At 37.8% G+C, this 18,952-nt stretch carries 20 protein-coding genes; 17 read left to right on the top strand and 3 right to left on the bottom strand.

The genetic code is table 11. The annotated features are described in order from the left end of the window. Positions 1–147: 147 nt before the first annotated feature. Both KVT27_RS10910 and KVT27_RS10905 read left to right on the top strand, forming a co-directional pair. A complete protein-coding gene (locus KVT27_RS10910) occupies positions 148–849 on the top strand; it encodes a YjjG family noncanonical pyrimidine nucleotidase (protein ID WP_036148875.1) in 702 nt (233 codons plus the stop codon). 145 nt (positions 850–994) lie between these two features. After that, positions 995–1,630: a 50S ribosomal protein L25/general stress protein Ctc gene (locus tag KVT27_RS10905; protein WP_036148871.1), complete on the top strand. Its 636-nt coding sequence runs from the start codon at positions 995–997 to the stop codon at positions 1,628–1,630. 84 nt (positions 1,631–1,714) lie between these two features. Here the strand turns inward: KVT27_RS10905 and KVT27_RS10900 are convergent, their stop codons facing one another. After that, entirely contained in the window at positions 1,715–2,341 is a 627-nt protein-coding gene (locus KVT27_RS10900; RefSeq protein WP_025116225.1) for a YczE/YyaS/YitT family protein, read from the bottom strand. A 162-nt stretch (positions 2,342–2,503) separates the two neighbouring features. Here KVT27_RS10900 and KVT27_RS10895 point away from each other — a divergent pair, with 162 nt between their 5' ends. The 7 genes from KVT27_RS10895 to KVT27_RS10865 all read left to right on the top strand — a co-directional run bounded on the left by KVT27_RS10895 (position 2,504) and on the right by KVT27_RS10865 (position 10,088). Beyond that, positions 2,504–2,926 (top strand): pyridoxamine 5'-phosphate oxidase family protein, encoded by a 423-nt coding sequence (locus tag KVT27_RS10895; protein ID WP_036126690.1) that lies wholly within the window; start codon positions 2,504–2,506, stop codon positions 2,924–2,926. Between the two features lie 95 nt (positions 2,927–3,021). Continuing rightward, a complete protein-coding gene (gene ade / locus KVT27_RS10890) occupies positions 3,022–4,767 on the top strand; it encodes an adenine deaminase (RefSeq protein WP_036148870.1) in 1,746 nt (581 codons plus the stop codon). Between the two features lie 205 nt (positions 4,768–4,972). Beyond that, positions 4,973–5,590 carry a DUF2306 domain-containing protein gene (locus tag KVT27_RS10885; protein WP_217581282.1) on the top strand — a complete coding sequence of 206 codons (618 nt, stop codon included), beginning with the start codon at positions 4,973–4,975 and terminating at the stop codon, positions 5,588–5,590. Between the two features lie 48 nt (positions 5,591–5,638). Then, on the top strand, positions 5,639–7,036 hold the full coding sequence (locus KVT27_RS10880; RefSeq protein ID WP_217581281.1) for a right-handed parallel beta-helix repeat-containing protein: 1,398 nt from the start codon (positions 5,639–5,641) through the stop codon (positions 7,034–7,036). A 111-nt stretch (positions 7,037–7,147) separates the two neighbouring features. Then, positions 7,148–8,257 (top strand): alpha/beta hydrolase, encoded by a 1,110-nt coding sequence (locus KVT27_RS10875; protein WP_254636093.1) that lies wholly within the window; start codon positions 7,148–7,150, stop codon positions 8,255–8,257. Between the two features lie 213 nt (positions 8,258–8,470). Further along, positions 8,471–9,010 (top strand): flavodoxin family protein, encoded by a 540-nt coding sequence (locus KVT27_RS10870; protein WP_150907242.1) that lies wholly within the window; start codon positions 8,471–8,473, stop codon positions 9,008–9,010. A gap of 178 nt (positions 9,011–9,188) precedes the next feature. After that, positions 9,189–10,088 carry a LysR family transcriptional regulator gene (locus tag KVT27_RS10865; RefSeq protein WP_150907243.1) on the top strand — a complete coding sequence of 300 codons (900 nt, stop codon included), beginning with the start codon at positions 9,189–9,191 and terminating at the stop codon, positions 10,086–10,088. A gap of 22 nt (positions 10,089–10,110) precedes the next feature. Here KVT27_RS10865 and KVT27_RS10860 read toward each other — a convergent pair whose 3' ends face one another. Together KVT27_RS10860 and KVT27_RS10855 are read right to left on the bottom strand one after the other, a co-directional pair. Continuing rightward, positions 10,111–11,139 (bottom strand): S-layer homology domain-containing protein, encoded by a 1,029-nt coding sequence (locus tag KVT27_RS10860; protein WP_217581280.1) that lies wholly within the window; start codon positions 11,137–11,139, stop codon positions 10,111–10,113. A 126-nt stretch (positions 11,140–11,265) separates the two neighbouring features. Then, complete coding sequence (locus KVT27_RS10855; RefSeq protein WP_217581279.1) at positions 11,266–12,003, bottom strand: SDR family NAD(P)-dependent oxidoreductase; 738 nt, start codon at positions 12,001–12,003, stop codon at positions 11,266–11,268. Positions 12,004–12,139: 136 nt separating this feature from the next. Between KVT27_RS10855 and KVT27_RS10850 the strand changes: the two genes are divergently transcribed. The 8 genes from KVT27_RS10850 to KVT27_RS10815 all read left to right on the top strand — a co-directional run bounded on the left by KVT27_RS10850 (position 12,140) and on the right by KVT27_RS10815 (position 18,913). Beyond that, entirely contained in the window at positions 12,140–12,772 is a 633-nt protein-coding gene (locus tag KVT27_RS10850) for a TetR/AcrR family transcriptional regulator (RefSeq protein ID WP_217581278.1), read from the top strand. 197 nt (positions 12,773–12,969) lie between these two features. Further along, on the top strand, positions 12,970–13,125 hold the full coding sequence (locus tag KVT27_RS10845; RefSeq protein ID WP_008180975.1) for a hypothetical protein: 156 nt from the start codon (positions 12,970–12,972) through the stop codon (positions 13,123–13,125). 165 nt (positions 13,126–13,290) lie between these two features. Beyond that, the gene (locus KVT27_RS10840; RefSeq protein WP_039391594.1) at positions 13,291–14,205 is read left to right on the top strand and encodes a metal ABC transporter solute-binding protein, Zn/Mn family; all 915 of its coding nucleotides are present in this window, start codon (positions 13,291–13,293) and stop codon (positions 14,203–14,205) included. Positions 14,206–14,214: 9 nt separating this feature from the next. Continuing rightward, positions 14,215–14,943 (top strand): metal ABC transporter ATP-binding protein, encoded by a 729-nt coding sequence (locus tag KVT27_RS10835; RefSeq protein WP_025116239.1) that lies wholly within the window; start codon positions 14,215–14,217, stop codon positions 14,941–14,943. Between the two features lie 12 nt (positions 14,944–14,955). Beyond that, positions 14,956–15,828 carry a metal ABC transporter permease gene (locus KVT27_RS10830; protein WP_217581277.1) on the top strand — a complete coding sequence of 291 codons (873 nt, stop codon included), beginning with the start codon at positions 14,956–14,958 and terminating at the stop codon, positions 15,826–15,828. Beyond that, positions 15,825–16,694 (top strand): metal ABC transporter permease, encoded by an 870-nt coding sequence (locus KVT27_RS10825; RefSeq protein WP_208705803.1) that lies wholly within the window; start codon positions 15,825–15,827, stop codon positions 16,692–16,694. The genes KVT27_RS10830 and KVT27_RS10825 overlap by 4 nt, the downstream gene beginning before the upstream one ends. Before the next feature lie 226 nt (positions 16,695–16,920). Further along, positions 16,921–18,108 carry an MFS transporter gene (locus KVT27_RS10820; protein ID WP_150907244.1) on the top strand — a complete coding sequence of 396 codons (1,188 nt, stop codon included), beginning with the start codon at positions 16,921–16,923 and terminating at the stop codon, positions 18,106–18,108. Between the two features lie 154 nt (positions 18,109–18,262). After that, positions 18,263–18,913: an ArsR/SmtB family transcription factor gene (locus KVT27_RS10815; RefSeq protein WP_036126672.1), complete on the top strand. Its 651-nt coding sequence runs from the start codon at positions 18,263–18,265 to the stop codon at positions 18,911–18,913. Positions 18,914–18,952: the final 39 nt, after the last annotated feature.

Below are 18,952 nucleotides of genomic sequence, written 5' to 3'. Positions count from 1 at the left end.
CAAATCCATTAACACTGAAGTGGATGAAGATAAAGCGCCTACAAGTCCTACTATTCTGAAAAAGGTGGTTTTACTGTTATTTTTCTAAAAAAACGTTATCATGGATAGAGAAAATAGCACAATGCATCATAGAAAGTAGGTACGGACATGACGAAATATGAAATATTATTATTTGATGTGGATGATACGTTACTAGATTTTGATTTGGCTGAAAATGCTGCACTTGACCGCATGTTTAAAGAAGAAAACATAGTAGTTACTTCCGAGATGATTGCACGTTACAAAGAAATTAATGAGTCGATGTGGCGAGCTTTTGAGCGTGGAGAAGTAACGAAAAATACATTACATAATACCCGTTTTTCGATGGCTTTAAAGGAATTTGGCATAGAAGTTGATGGCACCTATTTTGAATCACTTTTCCAAAAATATTTGCGTGAGGCCCACCATTATGTTGATGGGGCTTATGAGGTAATCGCTCAGCTAGCCAATCATTATCATTTATATGTAGTATCGAATGGGGTAACCGTTACACAAAATAAACGTCTTGTGGATGCGAATTTAGCGCAATATTTTAAAGGCATTTTTATTTCGGAGCAAACGGGCTATCAAAAGCCTATGCCGGACTTTTTCGATTATGTGTTTGAACGAATTGATAATTTTGATAAAGAAAAAGCGTTAATTATTGGTGATTCTTTGACATCCGATATAAAGGGTGGTATACAGTCCGGTATCGATACTTGTTGGTTTAATATCCGCAACGTTGAAAACACAAGTGGCATTGAACCGCATTATGAAATTAAAAAATTGCAGGATTTACATGACTTACTGAATCAAAAAGTAGCACTATAAGTAATCATCAGGCACCTTCATCGTTTTTTAGACAGAGAGGTGCTTTTTTTGGCTCATTTTTTTGAACAGGTCATGCAGGTATAAAAAACCGAGGAAAGGGCAAAACCATTTATGAGACTAGTTTCCATGAAAGGGGAAATATTCGATGAATACGGTTTTAACAGCCAATAAACGCCAAAAAGGACGCCAATCCTCATTAACACAGCTTCGACAAAACGGTGCCATCCCAGGTGTTGTCTATGGCTTTCAAATGGAATCAACAGCCATTACATTAGACGCAAGAGTATTTGCGAAATTGCTTGCAGCGCATGGTACAAAAAGTGTTTTTCAATTAGATGTTGATGGAAAGCGTATTAATGCTGTTTTATCAGAAGTTCAGCGCTGTGCTTTAAAGGGGAATATTAAACATGTTGATTTTAAATCGATCAATATGTCAGAAGAGCTGGAAGTAGAAATTCCAGTAACCGTAATCGGTGATGCCATCGGAGTAGCAGATGGAGGCTTCCTCTTACAGCCTAATCGTGAGGTTCGTATTAAAGTGAAGCCAACAGAAATTCCCGAAACAATCGAAATCGATGTCACAAATGTAGCAATTGGGACGTCCCTATACGTGGGAGATATACGTCAACAATTTTCATTTGAAATTTTACAAGAAGATGACTATACACTGGTGACGATTACACCACCATCTGCTGAAAATGTTCAAGAAGATGACACAGTGGACGATACGCCTGAAGTGATTGAAGCGACAGGTCAAAATACGTCTGAGCCAGAAGCATAGCGTGAAACAAGGAGCCATTTCCAAACATGGCTCCTTGTTATTTCCCTAAAAAAAGACAATGCATTCTTTGCATTGTCAGAAAGCTTAAATGACGGCGCTTTTCACGCCCGTCCATCTCATAAATAATTTTTCGTTATAAGTTAAGGCAAATTGTACAATTGGTCCAAGTCCAAAGGCCATAATCACCGTACCAATGCCGATAGGACCACCAAGTAAGAAGCCAAGTACAGCGACCGTAACTTCCATGGTTGTACGGGAACGTGTGACGCTCCAGCCAAGTTTATGAACCATCATTAGCATTAAGGTATCGCGAGGACCAATTCCTAAATTAGCCACCATATACATACCACAGCCCCAGCCTAGTAATACTAACCCTGTTAGGTAAGAAACCAGTTGCATCCAAAAGCCATCGATATCGGGTAGCCAATAATTAAAAATATCTATGAAGATGCCAGCTAAAAACATATCGATAAAAGTTCCTGGCAATGGGAATTTTTTTGTTATTAGCATATCAAACGCTAAAATAGCCAGTCCTAAAATGATGGACCATGAACCGATTGTTAGCCCGAGTGTGTTAGTTAAGCCAATATGTAAAACATCCCAAGAGCCTACGCCAAAAAGCTGCCCTTTAATGGTTAATGTGATGCCAAAAGATAGCACGATAATGCCTGTTATGAAAAATAAACAGCGCGTAAAAAAAGCTTGTTTCATTTTTTAACCCTCATTCATCCGTAAATTCCTGTTGTCCATCCAATTATTATAACAAGAGATTTGTAATTTGCCCGAAGTTTGTCATTTCACATTTTTCAAAAAAAACAGTTTAGCTTTAGGTGGAAAGGGCAAAATATAGGTATAGAAGAAAGGATGAGATGAATGACTTCTGTACGCGAAGAAATTTTAGAAGTTTTGAACCGTGAAAAAATTGGAACGATGGCTACTGTAGAAAACGGGAAACCTTATTCGCGCTATATGACGTTCCAACATGAGGATTTTGTGTTATATACTGTGACAAATAAGCATTCTGAGAAAATGGAGGAGCTCCGTAAAAATCCATATACCCATATTTTATATGGCTATGAAAATGGGGGCTTTGGTGATTCCTATGTGGAGATAGAGGGCAAGCTCACTGAAGTACACGAAGAAGGAATTAAAAATAAAATTGCAGAAATTTTTACGAGTATTTTTATTGGCAATCAGGATGAAATGGTGACCTTAAAAATTGAACCTATTCGTATGCGTTTGATGAATAAAAAAGGACAACCACCAAAAGAGCTAGAATTTTCGAGCGACCATTAAACAATGGTCGTTTTTTACTGACTTGACGATTAATAGTTGCAATGATAGACAACTTTCAGGCATGATAGTTCTTAAAAGAAAAAGGAGTATAGGCTATGACGACAAAATTACAACAATTAACGCAAAATATTTTATCATCTCAAGGTAAATTAGAGGCAGATTTTATTCTTAAAAATGCACAAGTTGCCGATGTCTTTACATTAACGTGGAAGAAAGCGGACATTGTTGTGAAGAATGGCATGATTGTGGCACTTGATACTAACAACAGATTTCATGCAAAAGTGGTAGAGGATGCAGCGGGGAGCTACGTCATTCCTGGATTAATAGATGGCCATATACATATTGAATCTTCCATGCTAACACCGGGGGAGTTCAGTCGTGTCTTAATTCCTCATGGTATTACAACCGTGATGACAGATCCACATGAGATCGCAAACGTAGCAGGAGCAGAAGGAATCCAATTTATGCTTGATGATGCTCAAAAAGCTGATATGGATATTTTTGTGATGCTTCCTTCAAGTGTACCAGGGACACAGTTTGAAAACGCTGGCGCAACATTAACAGCCCAAGATTTGGAGCCATTTCTGCACCATGAACAAGTTCGTGGCTTAGCGGAGGTTATGGATTTCCCAGCCGTGTTAAATGGAAAAGAGGGAATGCTTCAAAAAATTTTATTATCAAAGGAAGCCAATCTAGTTATTGATGGGCATTGTGCGGGCTTACAAAGTGAGCAAATTACAGGCTATCGGGCTGCAGGTATTCAGACGGATCATGAATGTGTGACAGCTGAAGAAGCCATTGACCGTGTAGAGCAGGGGATGTATGTCCTGATTCGAGAGGGATCAGCAGCGAAGAATTTACGTGATTTATTACCGGCTGTTCAGCCACACACTGCACGTCGCTTTGGTTTTTGCACGGATGATAAATATGTGGATGAGCTGATTGATGAAGGTAGCATCAATTACGATGTTGCGATGGCAATAGAGGAAGGGATGACACCATTGCAGGCAATCCAGCTAGCAACCGTGAACACAGCAGAATGCTATCGTTTATTTGATCGAGGGGTACTGGCACCAGGCTATAAAGCTGATTTTGTGCGTATAGATGATTTATCGACGATGCAGGCAAAAGCAGTTTGGAAGAATGGTCATAAAGTTGCTGAAAATGGCAACATGCTGACAAATCGTCAGGAGACAATAGTTCCTGCCCATATTCATCACTCTGTTCATTTACCTAGCATCACAAAGGATAGACTACAACTATCATTCACCAAGGGAACGAAGGCGAATGTGATGGAAATTGTGCCGAATCAGCTAATTACCAATCATTTAGTCATAGATGTACCTGTGAAAGACGGCGTATTTGTCCCATCGGTAGAGGAAGATTTACTGAAATTAGCGGTTATCGAACGCCATCATCAATTGCATACGACAGGCTTAGGTATTGTTAAAGGATTTGGGTTACAAAAAGGCGCAGTAGCTACTACAGTAGCCCATGATTCACATAATGCTCTTGTCGTAGGCACAAATGATGAGGATATGGTTCTGGCACTTTCCCGCATTCAGGAAATCCAAGGTGGCTTCGTTATTGTAGCCGACGGTGAAATTCTCGCGGAGATGCCTTTAACAATTGGGGGCTTAATGACAGATGTACCAGCACAGCAGGCGAAGGAACAGCTAGCTGGCTTACACGGTGCTTTAAAGAAGCTCAACCCAACTTTAGATTTTCATTTTTTACTGACATTCTCTTTTGTAGCATTACCAGTAATTCCTGCTTTAAAATTAACAGATACAGGGTTATTTGATGTAACAACCTTCCAGCATATAGCAGTGGAAGCATAGAAAAAAAACGACCTAGTTGCAGAGCGATTAGGTCTTTTTTTTTCGCTTAAAATTGTCTAGTAACAAAGGTTAATGATTAGTATCGGAAGAAGAGTCCTTAATGATAGACTGTTTATAGATACTTTGAGATAGACAGATGTACCATTTTGATCAGACACTAGTGCATCTATCGAAGTGCACTTTACAAACAGAGAGGAAGCAGGACATGAGAAGTAGAAAAGGCTTAGTCATTAGTTTATCGGTGATAGCTGTAATGTGGATTTTACATACAACGTCTAAAAATTTTATGGTCGATCCGACATTTTCGACATTTCTTTCGAACAAGGAAATAGAACTTCCGAATGCAAAATTATGGATTGTCATGATCCAACTACATATTGCTTTAGCCATTATTGCTTTAATGACTGGGCCATTAGGTCTTTCGAGAGCGTTGAGAATGAAAAACCCTCACCTACACCGCTGGAATGGTCGAATCTACGTAATGGTGATTGTATTTAATATACTTCCAGGCTATTATGTAGCGCTCTACGCAAATGGGGGTATATGGAGTACGATTGGTTTCTTCATTTTAAATACACTCTGGTTGCATACGACGATAAACGGTTATCGCTTTATAAGAAAAGGACAAGTTCATCGTCATCGGAGCTGGATGCTAAGAAGCTTTTTCTTAACGTTTGCTAATCTAACTATTTACATACTTGTGACGATATTGCATTATGTAGCGGGTCTTCCATATGGATTTTCGTATTCATTAGGAGCGTGGTTAGCCTTTATCATTAATTTAGTATTAGCAGAGATTGTGATTAGAAAATCGACCATTTAACGTCGTTTCAAAAAAAATTTTAGAAATTATCGTGAAAAGGGAGAAGATATGAAAAAATGGATTTTATTTTTTTTGATTATAGCTGCTGTGATGATCGTTTTAACGACGATTGATACAGAAACAAAACAGGATAGGACAATATTTGTAGACAGCAATGGAGATGATACCAATAATGGTACAAAATTAAGCCCATACCGAACACTAAAAAAGGCGGCATTAGAAGCGGAAGCAGGGACAACCGTATTGATACGGAAAGGCATTTATAAGGGAAAGCTTGCTGTTATACATAGTGGTACAAAATTAAACCCCGTTATTTTCAAGGCGTATGAAAATGAAGAAGTTATTCTTAGTGGAGAGTCGATGGAAAATACTGACGATGATGCAACTCTTGTAACGATAAAGAATAAAAATTACATTACCATTAGTGGATTCACAATCCAGGATTTAACGACGGAACAACTAGATGAAACAGTGATGGGAATCTATGTAACAGGCTCCAGTAGCCATATTACCGTAGCGAATAATCATGTGAAAAGGATAAAAACCTTTGCCGAGGATGGAAATGGCCATGGTATCGCTGTCTATGGAACAGGTTCAATGAGAGATATAAATATTGTAGGTAATACAGTGGAAGATTTAATAGTAGGTGCAAGTGAATCGATGGTCCTGAATGGGAACATTGATGGATTTACAATAGAAAATAATGTAGTTCGTCGATGCAATAATATCGGAATTGATCTGATTGGGTTTGAAGGAATTTCAAATGATAAAAAATTGGACTATGTACGAAACGGTGTTGTAAAAAATAATCAAGTTTATGAAATTTCCTCCTATGGTAATCCAGCATATGGCGAGAATTATTCTGCTGGGGGAATATATGTCGATGGTGGAAAGAATATAACGATTGAGAACAATACTCTTTTTAAGAATGATATCGGAATTGAAGTAACATCTGAACATGCAAATAAGTATGCAGATAATATAAAAGTACTAAATAATACAGTATATAATAATTTTTTCACAGGAATATCGATTGGTGGATATGATGAAGAGAGAGGAGGGACGAAAAATTCGATTATCTCTCACAATATTATTTACCGTAATGATACGATGGAATTAAATGGAGGTCAGCTTTTATTACAGCATGATACTCAGAATAATGTTATCGAAAAAAATATACTAACAGCTGGATCTTCTCGAATATTTATAGCCAACTATTTTACTAGTAATAAAAATAATAAATTGGCGAGGAATGTGTTTCATCAGGAAAAAGGACAGGATGGTATTTGGATATGGAAGGATACCGAGTATGATTCGTTTAAAAAGTTTAAAATCGCTTCCAATAGTGATGCGACAACTAGTTATCTAGATCCTCAATATAAAAACATGGACAAATTTGATTTTAGACTTGAAAAAGATTCACCTGCGGAACATATAGTGAAGTAAAAAATACGAAGGCTAAGGCTAAAAAGATGCTTGAGTTGTCAAGAAAATCATCTTTAGGTAATTCGTAGAAGCTCGTCTAACTTTTTTCTCTACTTACGGAGGTTAATGATGATGAAAATAATGAAAATAATGAAGAAAACAGCCAAGTTTGTGGGAATATTGCTAGCTATATTGGTTTTGATCATAGGGTTTGGTTATGCTTTTCTTGAGATCAATCCATTTGGCAATAAACCAGGTAAGCCAGTTGCCGATATTGAACGAAAGGTCGAAATTTGGGGAGAAGAAGTTGCAGGTAATCATTCTGGAAGCAAGCTAGACGATATGAATATTAAAGGCAATCCTAATAGACTGCTAGCTACATTTAAATTTATCGGTCATATTGTAGGAGAAGACTATCAAGATAATGAGGCTGCCATTGATACGTTTACATATGTCCATGAAATAGAGGGTGGCTATGAAAAGTCTACCTATGAGGATGAGCCCTATTTGATTCCATATACGGTGTCAAACAGTGATAGTGCGGTCATTGTGATTCCAGGTGGTGGCTATGGCTTTAAGGAAATGGATGGCGGCACTACTGAAGGAAAAGATATCGCTGATTCATTAAATAAGGCAGGTATCAACGCGTTCGTTCTACACTATCGTTCTAATCCCTATGAATGGCCCATTCCCCAATTAGATGTGCAGCGTGCTGTCCGTTATCTACGCTACCATGCAAATGATTATGGTATACACCCTAATAAAATTGGGTTGATAGGCTTTAGTGCAGGTGGTTTTCAAACAGGAAGTTTTATCAATCTCATTCAGGGAGAAAAACGGCTTCCAAAAAATTATCAGCTTGATGCTATCGATGCAGTTGATGACCAAGTAACAACTGCAGCTATGATTTACCCAGCATTGACGTACCGCTATAATGTCCCGATGCTCTTTGCATCTTTTGATGATCAAGTGGTTAGAGATCCAGAAGAACGAGAAGAGCTTTTGCATAAGACTGATCTATCCAAGCATTTCAGAACGGCTCATATCCCCCAATTTATTGCTTATGGAACGAAGGATTCAGCTGTAGGGGTAAAAGGACCTCAGGAATATATTCAGTCCGCACGAACTGCAGATGCGGATGTCACTGTAATTGTAGCAGAAGGTCAGAATCATGGCTTTAAGCAGCAATACTATATGCGTGAGTATCTTGAATGGGTAAAGAAAATTTTTGATTCATTATAATGTGATGGTTTGTTCATTAGGAAGGTAGTTCTTAACCCAATCCTTTTTCTGAAGGTTTCCATGATGTAATTCCCATGCTAGTCACTTCTCTATAATCGGTTTTTTCGATTCATTTTATCGAAATAATCATCTTTATCGATTTGTGAAATCATAATAAGATATAACTATTCGGGAACAATACTAAAAAACTTTAAGGAAGAAGGGATCACCAACATGTCAATAGTCGTTATTTATGGTGGAAATCGTCCGAATGGCAATACAGAAACGTTAACAAAATTAGTCACTCAAGATTTAAAAGTTGAAGAAATTTATCTTAAGGATTATTCAATTCAACCTATAATAGATAAACGCCATACAGAGGAAGGTTTTTCTACAGTCAATGATGATTATAATTCCATCATTGAACGTATACTTCCGCATGATATTCTACTATTTTCTACACCTATTTATTGGTATAGCATGACAGGGCCGATGAAAAACTTTATTGATCGATGGTCACAAACTTTAAGAGATTCAAATTACCCGCATTTCAAGGAAAACATGTCTTCTAAAAAAGCGTATGTCATTGCAGTTGGTGGTGATATGCCCTATATAAAAGGGTTACCAATGATCCAGCAGTTTCAACACATCTTTGACTTTATGGGGACATCATTTGAAGGATATATTTTAGGAGAAGGAAATAAACCAGGAGATATAGTCCGAGATTTAAAAGCGATGTCAGCTGCTGAATGTCTTAGAAAAGAACTACAATAGCGTGAGATGAAAAAGGGATTTGGACGATAACGTTTCCAAATCCTTTTCTGTTTATTGAACCTCCTTTGGTTGAAAAGTTGTTCACTTTTGCTGAGCTAGTGTAAACTGGATTTACTATCGATAAAAGTGAATGATTTATAAAGATATATCGAAAAAAATGATTAAGAGGGGTGCGGAAATGGATATAAAGCAGCTTCAAACATTTTTAACAGCAGCAGACACATTAAGCTTTACACAAACGGCACAGCGACTAGACTACGCTCAATCAAGTATTACTGCGCAAATTAAAACATTGGAACAAGAGTTAGGGGTTATACTTTTTGAGAGGCTTGGGAAGCGGATCATTTTAACAGAGGAAGGCAAGCGTTTCCAACAGTATGCTGAAAAAATGCTAGAGCTAGATCGTGAAATGAAAAAGGCGATGTCCAATGAACAAGAACAAGTAGTGTTAAAAGTAGGGGCACAGGAAAGTCAATGTGTTTATCGACTACCAAGCATTTTGCAGCAATTTCAACAGGCGCAACCCCATGTGAAAATTATATTTAAGCCTGTGCATACGACTGACATTGCCAAGGAGTTATTGCAATCAGGTAAGTTAGATGTGGCCTTTATTACAGATACATATCAGGAAACAGCGATGCTACATCGAGAACGTTTACTCGAAGAACAGCTTATTTTTGTGAGTGCCTCGAAAGCTAGCAGGGAGCCTCTCGTCGCTTCTCATCTTTCAACAGAAACCATGCTACTAACGGAAACGGGGTGCTCCTATCGCAATCATTTAGAAGCACAGCTACAGCAGGAAAATATTTTGCCTCTACAAATGATAGAGTTTGCGAGTATAGAAGCGATTAAGCAATGTGTGATGGCTGGTTTAGGTATTACATTTTTACCGAGAATGGTCGTAGAAAAGGAATTAGCAAATGGACAATTAGAGGAGATTCACTCGACAATCAACTTAGCACCAATCTTTACAGACATTGCTTGGCATAAAGATAAACATATGCAGCCTTGCCTTGTAGATTTTATTACCATAGCCAAGGAGCAATATAAAATTTTTGGTGCTCAAAAAAGAGCCTGAACGAATCAGACTCTCTTGTGTACTATTGTTGTTTTAGCGTACCAGAATAATTGGTGCCTTCACTACGTTCTGCACGACAATCCACTTCTGTAACTTTCAGCGAATTATTCGTTAATCGCTCTAGCTCAACGACACAACGATTGCCGTTTGAGGACTTATTCATTAATGCCTTATTCGAACTTGTTATCGTGGCAGTCCCGTTGACTTTCCCTGTAGCTGTCCCATCATTCGCAGTTAAAGCAATGGAAAAGCTATTGCTTGTGGCGTTTGAAATGATTGCATCTCGACGGTTAAAGTCATTTGTTCCTTTACCCCATTTATAATAATACGTATAAACGCCTTCCCAAGCACTCTTGCTAGGTGTAGTTTGTTGCATTGATTTATCCAGCTGATTTTGGGCATTTTTTGCACGAGTGTTTAACGATAATTTGTTGGCATTGTCATGAATGGCTTGTGCATCCCCTGAAATTTCATAAAAATTTCGTTCATCCATGCGATACAGCATTGTCACAACCTGTGCTCGTGTCATATTGTTGGTCACACCATAAAACTTTTGTAAATTACGGTCTTCATACTGTGGATTTTGTCCAGAAGAAATATAGTAATCAAGTAAAAATTGGATAGATGAATCTAATCCTTTTTTGCCACTAGCTAAATGAGTAATAGCCTGTGCCACGACACCACGTTTCACGGTAGCAGCTCGTAGTCGATTATCGAAATAGCCGTTTAAGGGGACACCATAGCTAGCAAGCTGGTTATAAAATTCATCGGACCAGATGGCAGAAGGGGTCTGTTTTTTTAATTCATCAATGGGAGATTCAAGCTCGTAAAAAATAGCTAAAAGTTTAGCTAATTGCTGCTCGGTAATAGTAGCATTCGGTTTAAATGTACCATCTGCAAAACCATTCACAATATCATATTCTTCTGCCCATAAGATAGCTTCATAGGCATAATGATCCTCTGACACATCTTTAAAACCAGCAGCTTGTACATTGCTCGCACTGCCTACGATAAGAATGGAAAATAATAATATACCTATTAATTTTTTCATTTGTCATCTTCATCCTTTCCTGCTCGATATGTTAATAGTTTGCAGGAAATGGATAAAAACTGCAAATTTTTCTTAATAAAAAAATAATCGCTACCCACTACAGGGGAAGCGATTATTTAGTGTTATTTATTGGGCAGTATAGCCACCATCCACCGTTAATGTGTTGCCTGTCATAAATGTTGAATCATCGCAGGCCATGAATAAAACGGCTTTTGCCATTTCCTCTGGTTGACCTAAACGTTGCATAGGTGTTACTTGACGTAATGGCTCTTTGCTTTCTTCAGGAATAATCGGTGTATCAATAAAACCAGGGCAAAGGGCATTGACACGAATGCCGCGCGTAGCAAACTCTAGTGCTAGTGAACGTGTTAAGTTGATAACGCCACCTTTCGCTGCATTGTAGGCTGCAGAACCTGGTGAACCAACCCATCCATACATGGAGGCAGTATTGACAATTGTCCCGCCTTGGGCTTTTAGCATTTCCTTAATGGCAGCCTGTGCCATTAAAAATACACCATCTAAATCCACGTTCACTGTTTGACGCCATTCTGCATAAGGTAATTCCTCAGTTGGCGTTACTCGTCCAATTCCTGCATTATTAAATAGAACATCGACTTTGCCAAATGTCTCTAGTGTTGTTTGATAAATAGCGGCCACTTCATTTTCATCTGTTACATTCGCTTTCATAAAGAGAGCCTCTGCTCCGCCTGCTTGCAGTTGGGCTGCAAACGCTTGGCCTTTTTTTTCATTAAGATCTACAAGTACTACTTTAGCACCTTCTGCTACAAATAATTCAGCAGTTGCTGCTCCAATTCCTGAAGCACCACCTGTAATAATTGCGACTTTATCTTGTAATTTCCCCATATCTGACACTCCCATAAAAGTAAATTTTCTTGCACACTGTGTCAATCACGGTGTACTTTTATTGTAAAACTCTATAAAACAGAAACAATCATTAATGTGATGGCAAGTGTCTAACTAGTAGACATATCTATATAAAATGTCTAAAAGGGAGGAAGAAATAGTGATAAAATGGACACAAAGACAGGAAAGAACCCGTCGTCATTTTTATAGCACTTTAGTTGATTTAATTAAAAAACAAGGATTTCAGGCAATTACAGTAAAGGATATTGTAGAACAAGCAGGCTATAATCGTAGTACTTTTTATGTGCATTTTCAGGATAAATTTGAGCTAGCAGAAAATTTGCTAGAGCAGATGTTGAATGGACTAGAACAAGCAGTGGGGGAACCCTATCTATTTGGGGAAAAAGTGTACACAACGAAGCTCAAAGCTCCTTCATTTAATATTATTCATTACATTTATCAGAATCGTACATTTTTTGAGCTATTAAATTTTGAAGATACGATTCCTGGATTGCATACGCGCATGCCTTTGACAATTACGAAAATTTATCAAGAGCAATTTAACTTTGAGACCATAAACCATCAACCGGTGAATATGGATATGTTCAAACATTATACCTCTTATGGCTTCTACGGATTAATGATGCAATGGATTGCAAGCGGCTATGAAAAATCAGAAGAAGCTTTAATAACAGACGTCATTGAATTGACTAGAACCCATATTTATGCATTTGAATATATAGGAAAACCGCTAGGAATCAACGATTGACCCGTATTTAATAGCACTATTTTATAAAAAATCTCTAATCATAGCATTAGAGATTTTTTGTTTGGGCGAAAGTAAATTTTCCTCTAGAAAAAAATTTTTTTAAAGAAATTTTCATAAAGTAGTTGAATTATTTTTGTTTTAAGCATATATTTTTCCTAAGGGAAACAAAATATCTCTAAAGAAAGAAGAGTGCGTGAATGAAAGAGTTAGGTGAATTCAAGCTGACGATTCTTCCAATGGTTGTTTTATTACTTCTTACGATTCTTTGGAAACTTACAGAGTCTGTAGGAGCAGGCATAATATTAATCCTTTTCTGGATGAGCTGGCGCCAGTTTATTCGGAAAATTATATAAATAAAGTGGCTGTATGAGAAAGAGCGATGCATGTAATGATGCTAGTCTGACAAGGCGGGCGTAGCCAAAAGATTTAATAAGGCATGTCCGCCACCCCCTTTATAGGTGCAGCATGACTGCTTTTTTTCAAGCAATGGCTAATAAAATGAAAGTAGAGGTAAGTTAATGAAACAATGGTTAGGTGTATTCGTACTATCACTCTCACTTCTGTTATTCGGTTGTTCAACTGAAGCAGATGGAGAAAAAAAAGGAATTGTTGTCGCCACAACAGGACAAATTGCAGATGCTATAAAAGAAATTAGTGGTGATCATTTACAAGTATCGGCATTAATGGGACCAGGGGTTGACCCCCATTTATACAAGGCTACCCAAAGCGATTTATCGAAATTGGATAAGGCCGAAGTTATTTTTTACAATGGTTTACATTTGGAAGGACAGATGCTCGACATTTTTGAACAAATGGCAAAAGATAAAACCGTGCTAGCTGTTGGGGAAACATTAGATACTAAGCAATTACTTGCTAGTGATAGTGATGCCATGCTACATGATCCTCATATATGGTTCGATATTGAGCTTTGGAAGGGAGTTGTCCAAGCAATCAGTTTGCAACTCCAAGAAGAATACCCAGAATTCAAAGAGGATTTTCAACAGAATGAAATGTCTTACTTAAAAAAGCTAGATGAATTACAAAGCTATGCAAAAAAACGTGTCGAAGAAATTCCAGAGCCGCAAAGGATTTTAGTAACTGCCCATGATGCTTTTAATTATTTCGGTCGAAGTCAAGGCTTTGAAGTGCGTGGCTTACAAGGCTTAAGTACAGATTCAGAGTATGGAGTCAAAGACGTTCAGGAAATGGTTGATTTCTTAGTCGCTCATAAAATCAAGGCCATTTTTATCGAGTCTAGTGTATCTGATAAAGCGATGAAGGCGGTTATAGAAGGGGCTAAAGAAAAGGGACATGACATTGTGATCGGCGGAGAACTATTTTCGGATGCAATGGGTGCGGAAGGCACAACAGAAGGTACGTATATAGGGATGTATCAATATAACATCGACACAATTGTCGATGCATTAAAGTAGGTGGATAAAATGGATGCATTAACAGTGGAAAATCTTTCAGTAGCTTATGATAAGAAAACAGTATTGGAAAATGCCTGTGTGACGGTTCCTAAAGGTCATCTAGCTGCAATTATAGGGCCCAATGGTGCCGGGAAATCAACGTTTTTAAAGGCTATATTAAACCAACTTCCTAATAAAGTTGGAAAAGTAGAAATTTTAGGCAAAATCTTTGAGCCAAAAAGTTTAGTAGTTGGGTATGTACCACAGCGAAATGCCGTTGATTGGGATTTCCCGACAAATGCTCTCGATGTTGTGTTAATGGGGAGATATGGCCATACAGGTTTATTTAAAAGACCGACGAAACAGGATAAACTAGTTGCTCGGCAAGCATTAGCAAGTGTAGGGATGCTGGACTTTGCAGAGCGTTCTATAGGTCAGCTTTCGGGTGGACAGCAACAGCGTGTATTCCTAGCAAGAGCTTTAGCACAAAATGCAGATATATATTTCTTAGATGAACCATTTGCTGGGGTCGATGCTGCAACAGAAAAAACGATCATTGATATTTTAAAAGAATTAAAGGCTCAGGGAAAAAGTATTTTTGTTGTGCATCACGACCTTCAAACGGTCAAAGAATATTTTGATTATACAATTCTATTAAACAAAACGATACTAGCATCAGGTGCAACAGAAGATGTTTTTACACCAGAACAATTGCAAAAAACATATGGTGGTAAACTTTTCATGATGCAGCATGCGTAAGGAGGGTTCATGATGATAAGTGGTAACTTATTGTGGGTACTTAGTGGCACTATGTTACTCGGTATAGCTGCAGGCATAACAGGTACCTTCTCCTTCTTGCAAAAACAAAGCTTAGTGGGCGATGCTGCGGCACATGCAGCATTACCAGGCATCGCGCTTGCATTCCTCCTGACAGGACAAAAGGAATTACCAATTTTAATGCTCGGAGCGGGTATTACATCTGCTTTATCTGTGTATTGTATACAATGGATTGTATCTTTTTCAAAGTTGAAGGCGGATGCAGCTATTGGGTTAGTACTGACCGTATTTTTTGGCATCGGTGTTGTGTTTTTAACTATTGTTAACAGAAGTCCCATTGGAAAACAAAGTGGTCTTAATAACTTTATTTTTGGGAAAGCCGCAACGATGACAAAGGCTGATTTAATGTGGCTGTTCATCAGTGCAGCCATAATTATTTTAGTTAGTCTGTTCTTTTATAAGGAATGGAAATTACTCATCTTTGATCCTGTTTATGCAAAAGGAATTGGCTTACCGATTGAGGCCTTAAAGGCTACGCTAACCGTATTAATTGTCATGACGATTGTTACAGGTATCCAAGCTGTAGGTGTAATATTAATGTCAGCTTTATTAATTATTCCTGCGGCAAGCGCCAAACTATGGACGAAAAAACTGAGTACGATGCTCCTGTTGAGTGCAGCGATTGGAGGTATCTCAGGTGTTACAGGTACTTTTATTAGCGCGATTCGAACAGGATTATCAACCGGTCCAATTATCGTTCTAGTGGCGGCAGGTATATTCTTTATCTCCTATTTTATAAGTCCTGCTGGTCAAATTAATAAATATCGTAGAAAAATGCAATTTCGAAAGCAGGGTGATATAGGATGATAGAGTTTTGGGTTGTATTAACTGGCTTATTAGTGGGTGTAACATGTGGGATTGCAGGCGTTTTTCTTATTTTGCGTAAAATGTCTATGATAGCCGATGCCATTAGCCATACTGTACTCTTCGGTATTGTGATGGCCTATATTATTACCCAATCATTGAATGGCTTTTGGATGCTAATAGGTGCAGCAGTTGCGGGTATTTTAACTGCTTATCTCGTTCAATTATTACATTCTTCTGGTATTCAAGAGGATGCAGCGATAGGGGTGGTATTTACATCCTTATTCGCGGCGGGTGTCCTGCTCATTACATTATTTGCAAGTAATGTCCATTTGGATGTAGAGCATGTCTTGATGGGAGAAATTGCTTTCGTTCCATGGGATCGATGGACGGTTTTAGGTTTAGCCATGCCTAAGGCTGTATGGATGCTTTTACTCGTATTAGTGATCAATATTGTATTTTTGCTACTATTCTTTAAGGAAATGAAGCTTGCAACCTTTGACCCTGTCTATGCCGCAACAATTGGTATACCCGTTGTCTTTCTCCACTATGGATTTATGACCTCGATTTCATTTACCACAGTTGCAGCATTTGATAGCGTAGGAGCCATTTTAGTCGTTGCCATGCTAATTGGACCGGCCGCAACTTCTTATTTAATTAGTAAGACGATTAAGCAAATGTTTACCTACAGCATGTTCTTTGGTGCTGGTGCTTCTGTCATTGGCTATTATTTAGCGAAGCTATGGGATACCTCTATAGCAGGGATGATGGCCACAACTGTAGGCTTATTATTTATCATTACATTAATTAGTCAAAAAATAATCGAGCGCAGAAGAAAAGCGCTTGTGCATAAACTAGAACTATCCTAATAAAAAACATCGTTTGATATTTTCATCAAACGGTGTTTTTTGCTTGAATAATTCAAACTTTTGGATGAGTATTTTTTATAGGAAAAATAGTATACTCTTTAAAAAAGATAGAATTGGGCGAAATGGCATAGAGACTAGCAATATTTTTTTATATCGCTATGTACGAATATTTAAAATTTTGTTACGATAGGTTTTATGACATTGTAAGAACAACGAGGAGAACAGCATGTGGCGAAATCGAAATGTATGGATTATTTTATTAGGTGAATTTGTCGTAGGTCTCGGCTTGTGGGCTGGTATTATTGGAAATCTCGCCTTTATGCAAGAGGTTGTCCCTTCAGACTTTCACAAATCATTAATTATTTCTTGTGGGATTTTAGCGGGCTTGGTCGTAGGGCCTATGGCTGGTCGCATTATTGATCAATCGAAGAAAAAAACAGTTGTACAAATGGCAAGTATCGGGCGAATAGTGAGTGTTTTATTTATGTTTATCGCACTTTATACCAATTCGGTCGTATGGATGATTTTATTTTTAATTACATTGCAAATAGCAGCTGCCTTTTATATGCCTGCACTGCAATCGATTATTCCAATGATTGCAAAGGAGCAAGACTTAATTACGCTAAATGCCTGGCAAATGAATGCTAGAACTATTTCTAGAATCATCGGCACAGCCGCAGCAGGATTTATGCTAAGCTTTTTTGATTTAAAGTGGTTATATATCATTTCATTGATCGTTTATATCGTCATGTTTGTGATTACTAGTTTATTGCAATTAGATGAAGCGACAAATGCAACAGTAACGAATAAAGAAAAAGGGAACTTTAAAGAGGTATTACCGATGGTGAAAGAGCATCCAATGGTGCTAATGACATTGGTTCTTATGTTAATTCCAACGTTATTTTTAGGCTCTTTTAATTTAGTCATTATGAAAATCTCGGAAATGCATCAATCTACAACGATATCAGGTTTGTTGTATACAGTGGAAGGTATCGGCTTTATGCTAGGTGCAGCAGGATTAAAAATAATTGCTGATCGAGTGCAAATGGGCACACTCCTCTTTACATTGGCATTTATTATTGGATCTATGGAGCTCTTGCTGTTACTAGCAGATATCAAACTTTTTGCTTTAGTCGCTTTTGGGGTATTTGGCTTTACAGTAGGCTGTTTCTTCCCAACGACTATGGTTATCTTTCAAAAACAGGTCCCAAAACAATTCCATGGACGTTTTTTCTCGTTCCGAAATATGATCGATTCGGTCGTCTTTCAGGTCGTCCTATTATCTACAGGTATGATGCTAGATTTAATCGGCTTAAGTGGGATGGGGCTTGTGTTCGGCATTATTAGTTTAAGCTTAACGACGACATTTTTATTGTATTCTAAAAAGAAGAAAGTCGTTATGCATGCCCTCTAGTCCTATTGAAAGAACATGTTTTTAAAACATGTTCTTTTTTGTGCTTAAACAATCGTTTTCTTCGTAACATTAAGTAATTGACAATGGTAAAATAAAGAATTAAGATTCAACTATTCAATAAATTAATTGAACAGTTGAAAGGTGGTACTCGAAATTGCATGAACGACATTTAAAGGACTTGTTATATCAAGAGTTCGCTAGAATTGGCAAAAGTTTATCAAGTCCTAAACGATTAGAAATACTTGATATTCTCTCTCAAGGTCCAAAGTCTGTTGATGCATTAGCCAAAAGTACAGATATGTCCGTTGCTAATGTGTCTCAGCATTTAAAGACACTATTTAATGCCAGATTAGTAAAGTTTTCAAAGGAAGGTAATTTTGTCATTTACGAATTAGCAGATGAAGTGATTGCTAAATTTTTAACGACATTACATGCACTATCTGAAAAGCAATTGATTCAGGTTCAACAAATAAAAGAAGAATTTTTTAATGAGCATCTTGGCATCGAGGGAGTAACGCTTGCCGATCTCGTAACACGGATGGAGAAGGGTGAAGTGCTATTACTCGATGTTCGACCAAAAGAAGAGTTTGAACAAGCACATATTCCAGGAGCCGTTTCTATGCCTATTGAAGAGTTAGAGGATCAATTAGCTACATTACCAACTCATGTTGACATTGTAGCTTACTGCAGAGGCCCTTATTGCTTAATGTCAGCCGAAGCTGTAAAAATGTTAACAGCAAAAGGGATTAAAGCTTTCCGGCTAGAAGAGGGTGTTTTAGATTGGCAGAGGTTGGCTGGAGAATAACGGAGAGCAAATATGGTGGCAAATAAAATCGTGTGTAAA

The organism is Lysinibacillus sp. GbtcB16 (genome assembly GCF_019091145.1).
GTDB classification, from domain to species: Bacteria; Bacillota; Bacilli; order Bacillales_A; family Planococcaceae; genus Lysinibacillus; species Lysinibacillus fusiformis.
The sequence above is the reverse complement of the archived record's forward strand: the minus strand, read 5'-3'. Positions and strand labels throughout refer to the sequence as shown.

Excerpts from the sequence above, each read along its gene's own strand:
- KVT27_RS10910 (WP_036148875.1), top strand. The coding sequence starts at position 148 with ATGACGAAATATGAAATATTATTATTTGATGTGGATGATACGTTACTA.
- KVT27_RS10905 (WP_036148871.1), top strand. The coding sequence starts at position 995 with ATGAATACGGTTTTAACAGCCAATAAACGCCAAAAAGGACGCCAATCC.
- KVT27_RS10900 (WP_025116225.1), bottom strand. The coding sequence starts at position 2,341 with ATGAAACAAGCTTTTTTTACGCGCTGTTTATTTTTCATAACAGGCATT.
- KVT27_RS10895 (WP_036126690.1), top strand. The coding sequence starts at position 2,504 with ATGACTTCTGTACGCGAAGAAATTTTAGAAGTTTTGAACCGTGAAAAA.
- ade (WP_036148870.1), top strand. The coding sequence starts at position 3,022 with ATGACGACAAAATTACAACAATTAACGCAAAATATTTTATCATCTCAA.
- KVT27_RS10885 (WP_217581282.1), top strand. The coding sequence starts at position 4,973 with ATGAGAAGTAGAAAAGGCTTAGTCATTAGTTTATCGGTGATAGCTGTA.
- KVT27_RS10880 (WP_217581281.1), top strand. The coding sequence starts at position 5,639 with ATGAAAAAATGGATTTTATTTTTTTTGATTATAGCTGCTGTGATGATC.
- KVT27_RS10875 (WP_254636093.1), top strand. The coding sequence starts at position 7,148 with ATGAAAATAATGAAAATAATGAAGAAAACAGCCAAGTTTGTGGGAATA.
- KVT27_RS10870 (WP_150907242.1), top strand. The coding sequence starts at position 8,471 with ATGTCAATAGTCGTTATTTATGGTGGAAATCGTCCGAATGGCAATACA.
- KVT27_RS10865 (WP_150907243.1), top strand. The coding sequence starts at position 9,189 with ATGGATATAAAGCAGCTTCAAACATTTTTAACAGCAGCAGACACATTA.
- KVT27_RS10860 (WP_217581280.1), bottom strand. The coding sequence starts at position 11,139 with ATGAAAAAATTAATAGGTATATTATTATTTTCCATTCTTATCGTAGGC.
- KVT27_RS10855 (WP_217581279.1), bottom strand. The coding sequence starts at position 12,003 with ATGGGGAAATTACAAGATAAAGTCGCAATTATTACAGGTGGTGCTTCA.
- KVT27_RS10850 (WP_217581278.1), top strand. The coding sequence starts at position 12,140 with ATGTCTAAAAGGGAGGAAGAAATAGTGATAAAATGGACACAAAGACAG.
- KVT27_RS10845 (WP_008180975.1), top strand. The coding sequence starts at position 12,970 with ATGAAAGAGTTAGGTGAATTCAAGCTGACGATTCTTCCAATGGTTGTT.
- KVT27_RS10840 (WP_039391594.1), top strand. The coding sequence starts at position 13,291 with ATGAAACAATGGTTAGGTGTATTCGTACTATCACTCTCACTTCTGTTA.
- KVT27_RS10835 (WP_025116239.1), top strand. The coding sequence starts at position 14,215 with ATGGATGCATTAACAGTGGAAAATCTTTCAGTAGCTTATGATAAGAAA.
- KVT27_RS10830 (WP_217581277.1), top strand. The coding sequence starts at position 14,956 with ATGATAAGTGGTAACTTATTGTGGGTACTTAGTGGCACTATGTTACTC.
- KVT27_RS10825 (WP_208705803.1), top strand. The coding sequence starts at position 15,825 with ATGATAGAGTTTTGGGTTGTATTAACTGGCTTATTAGTGGGTGTAACA.
- KVT27_RS10820 (WP_150907244.1), top strand. The coding sequence starts at position 16,921 with ATGTGGCGAAATCGAAATGTATGGATTATTTTATTAGGTGAATTTGTC.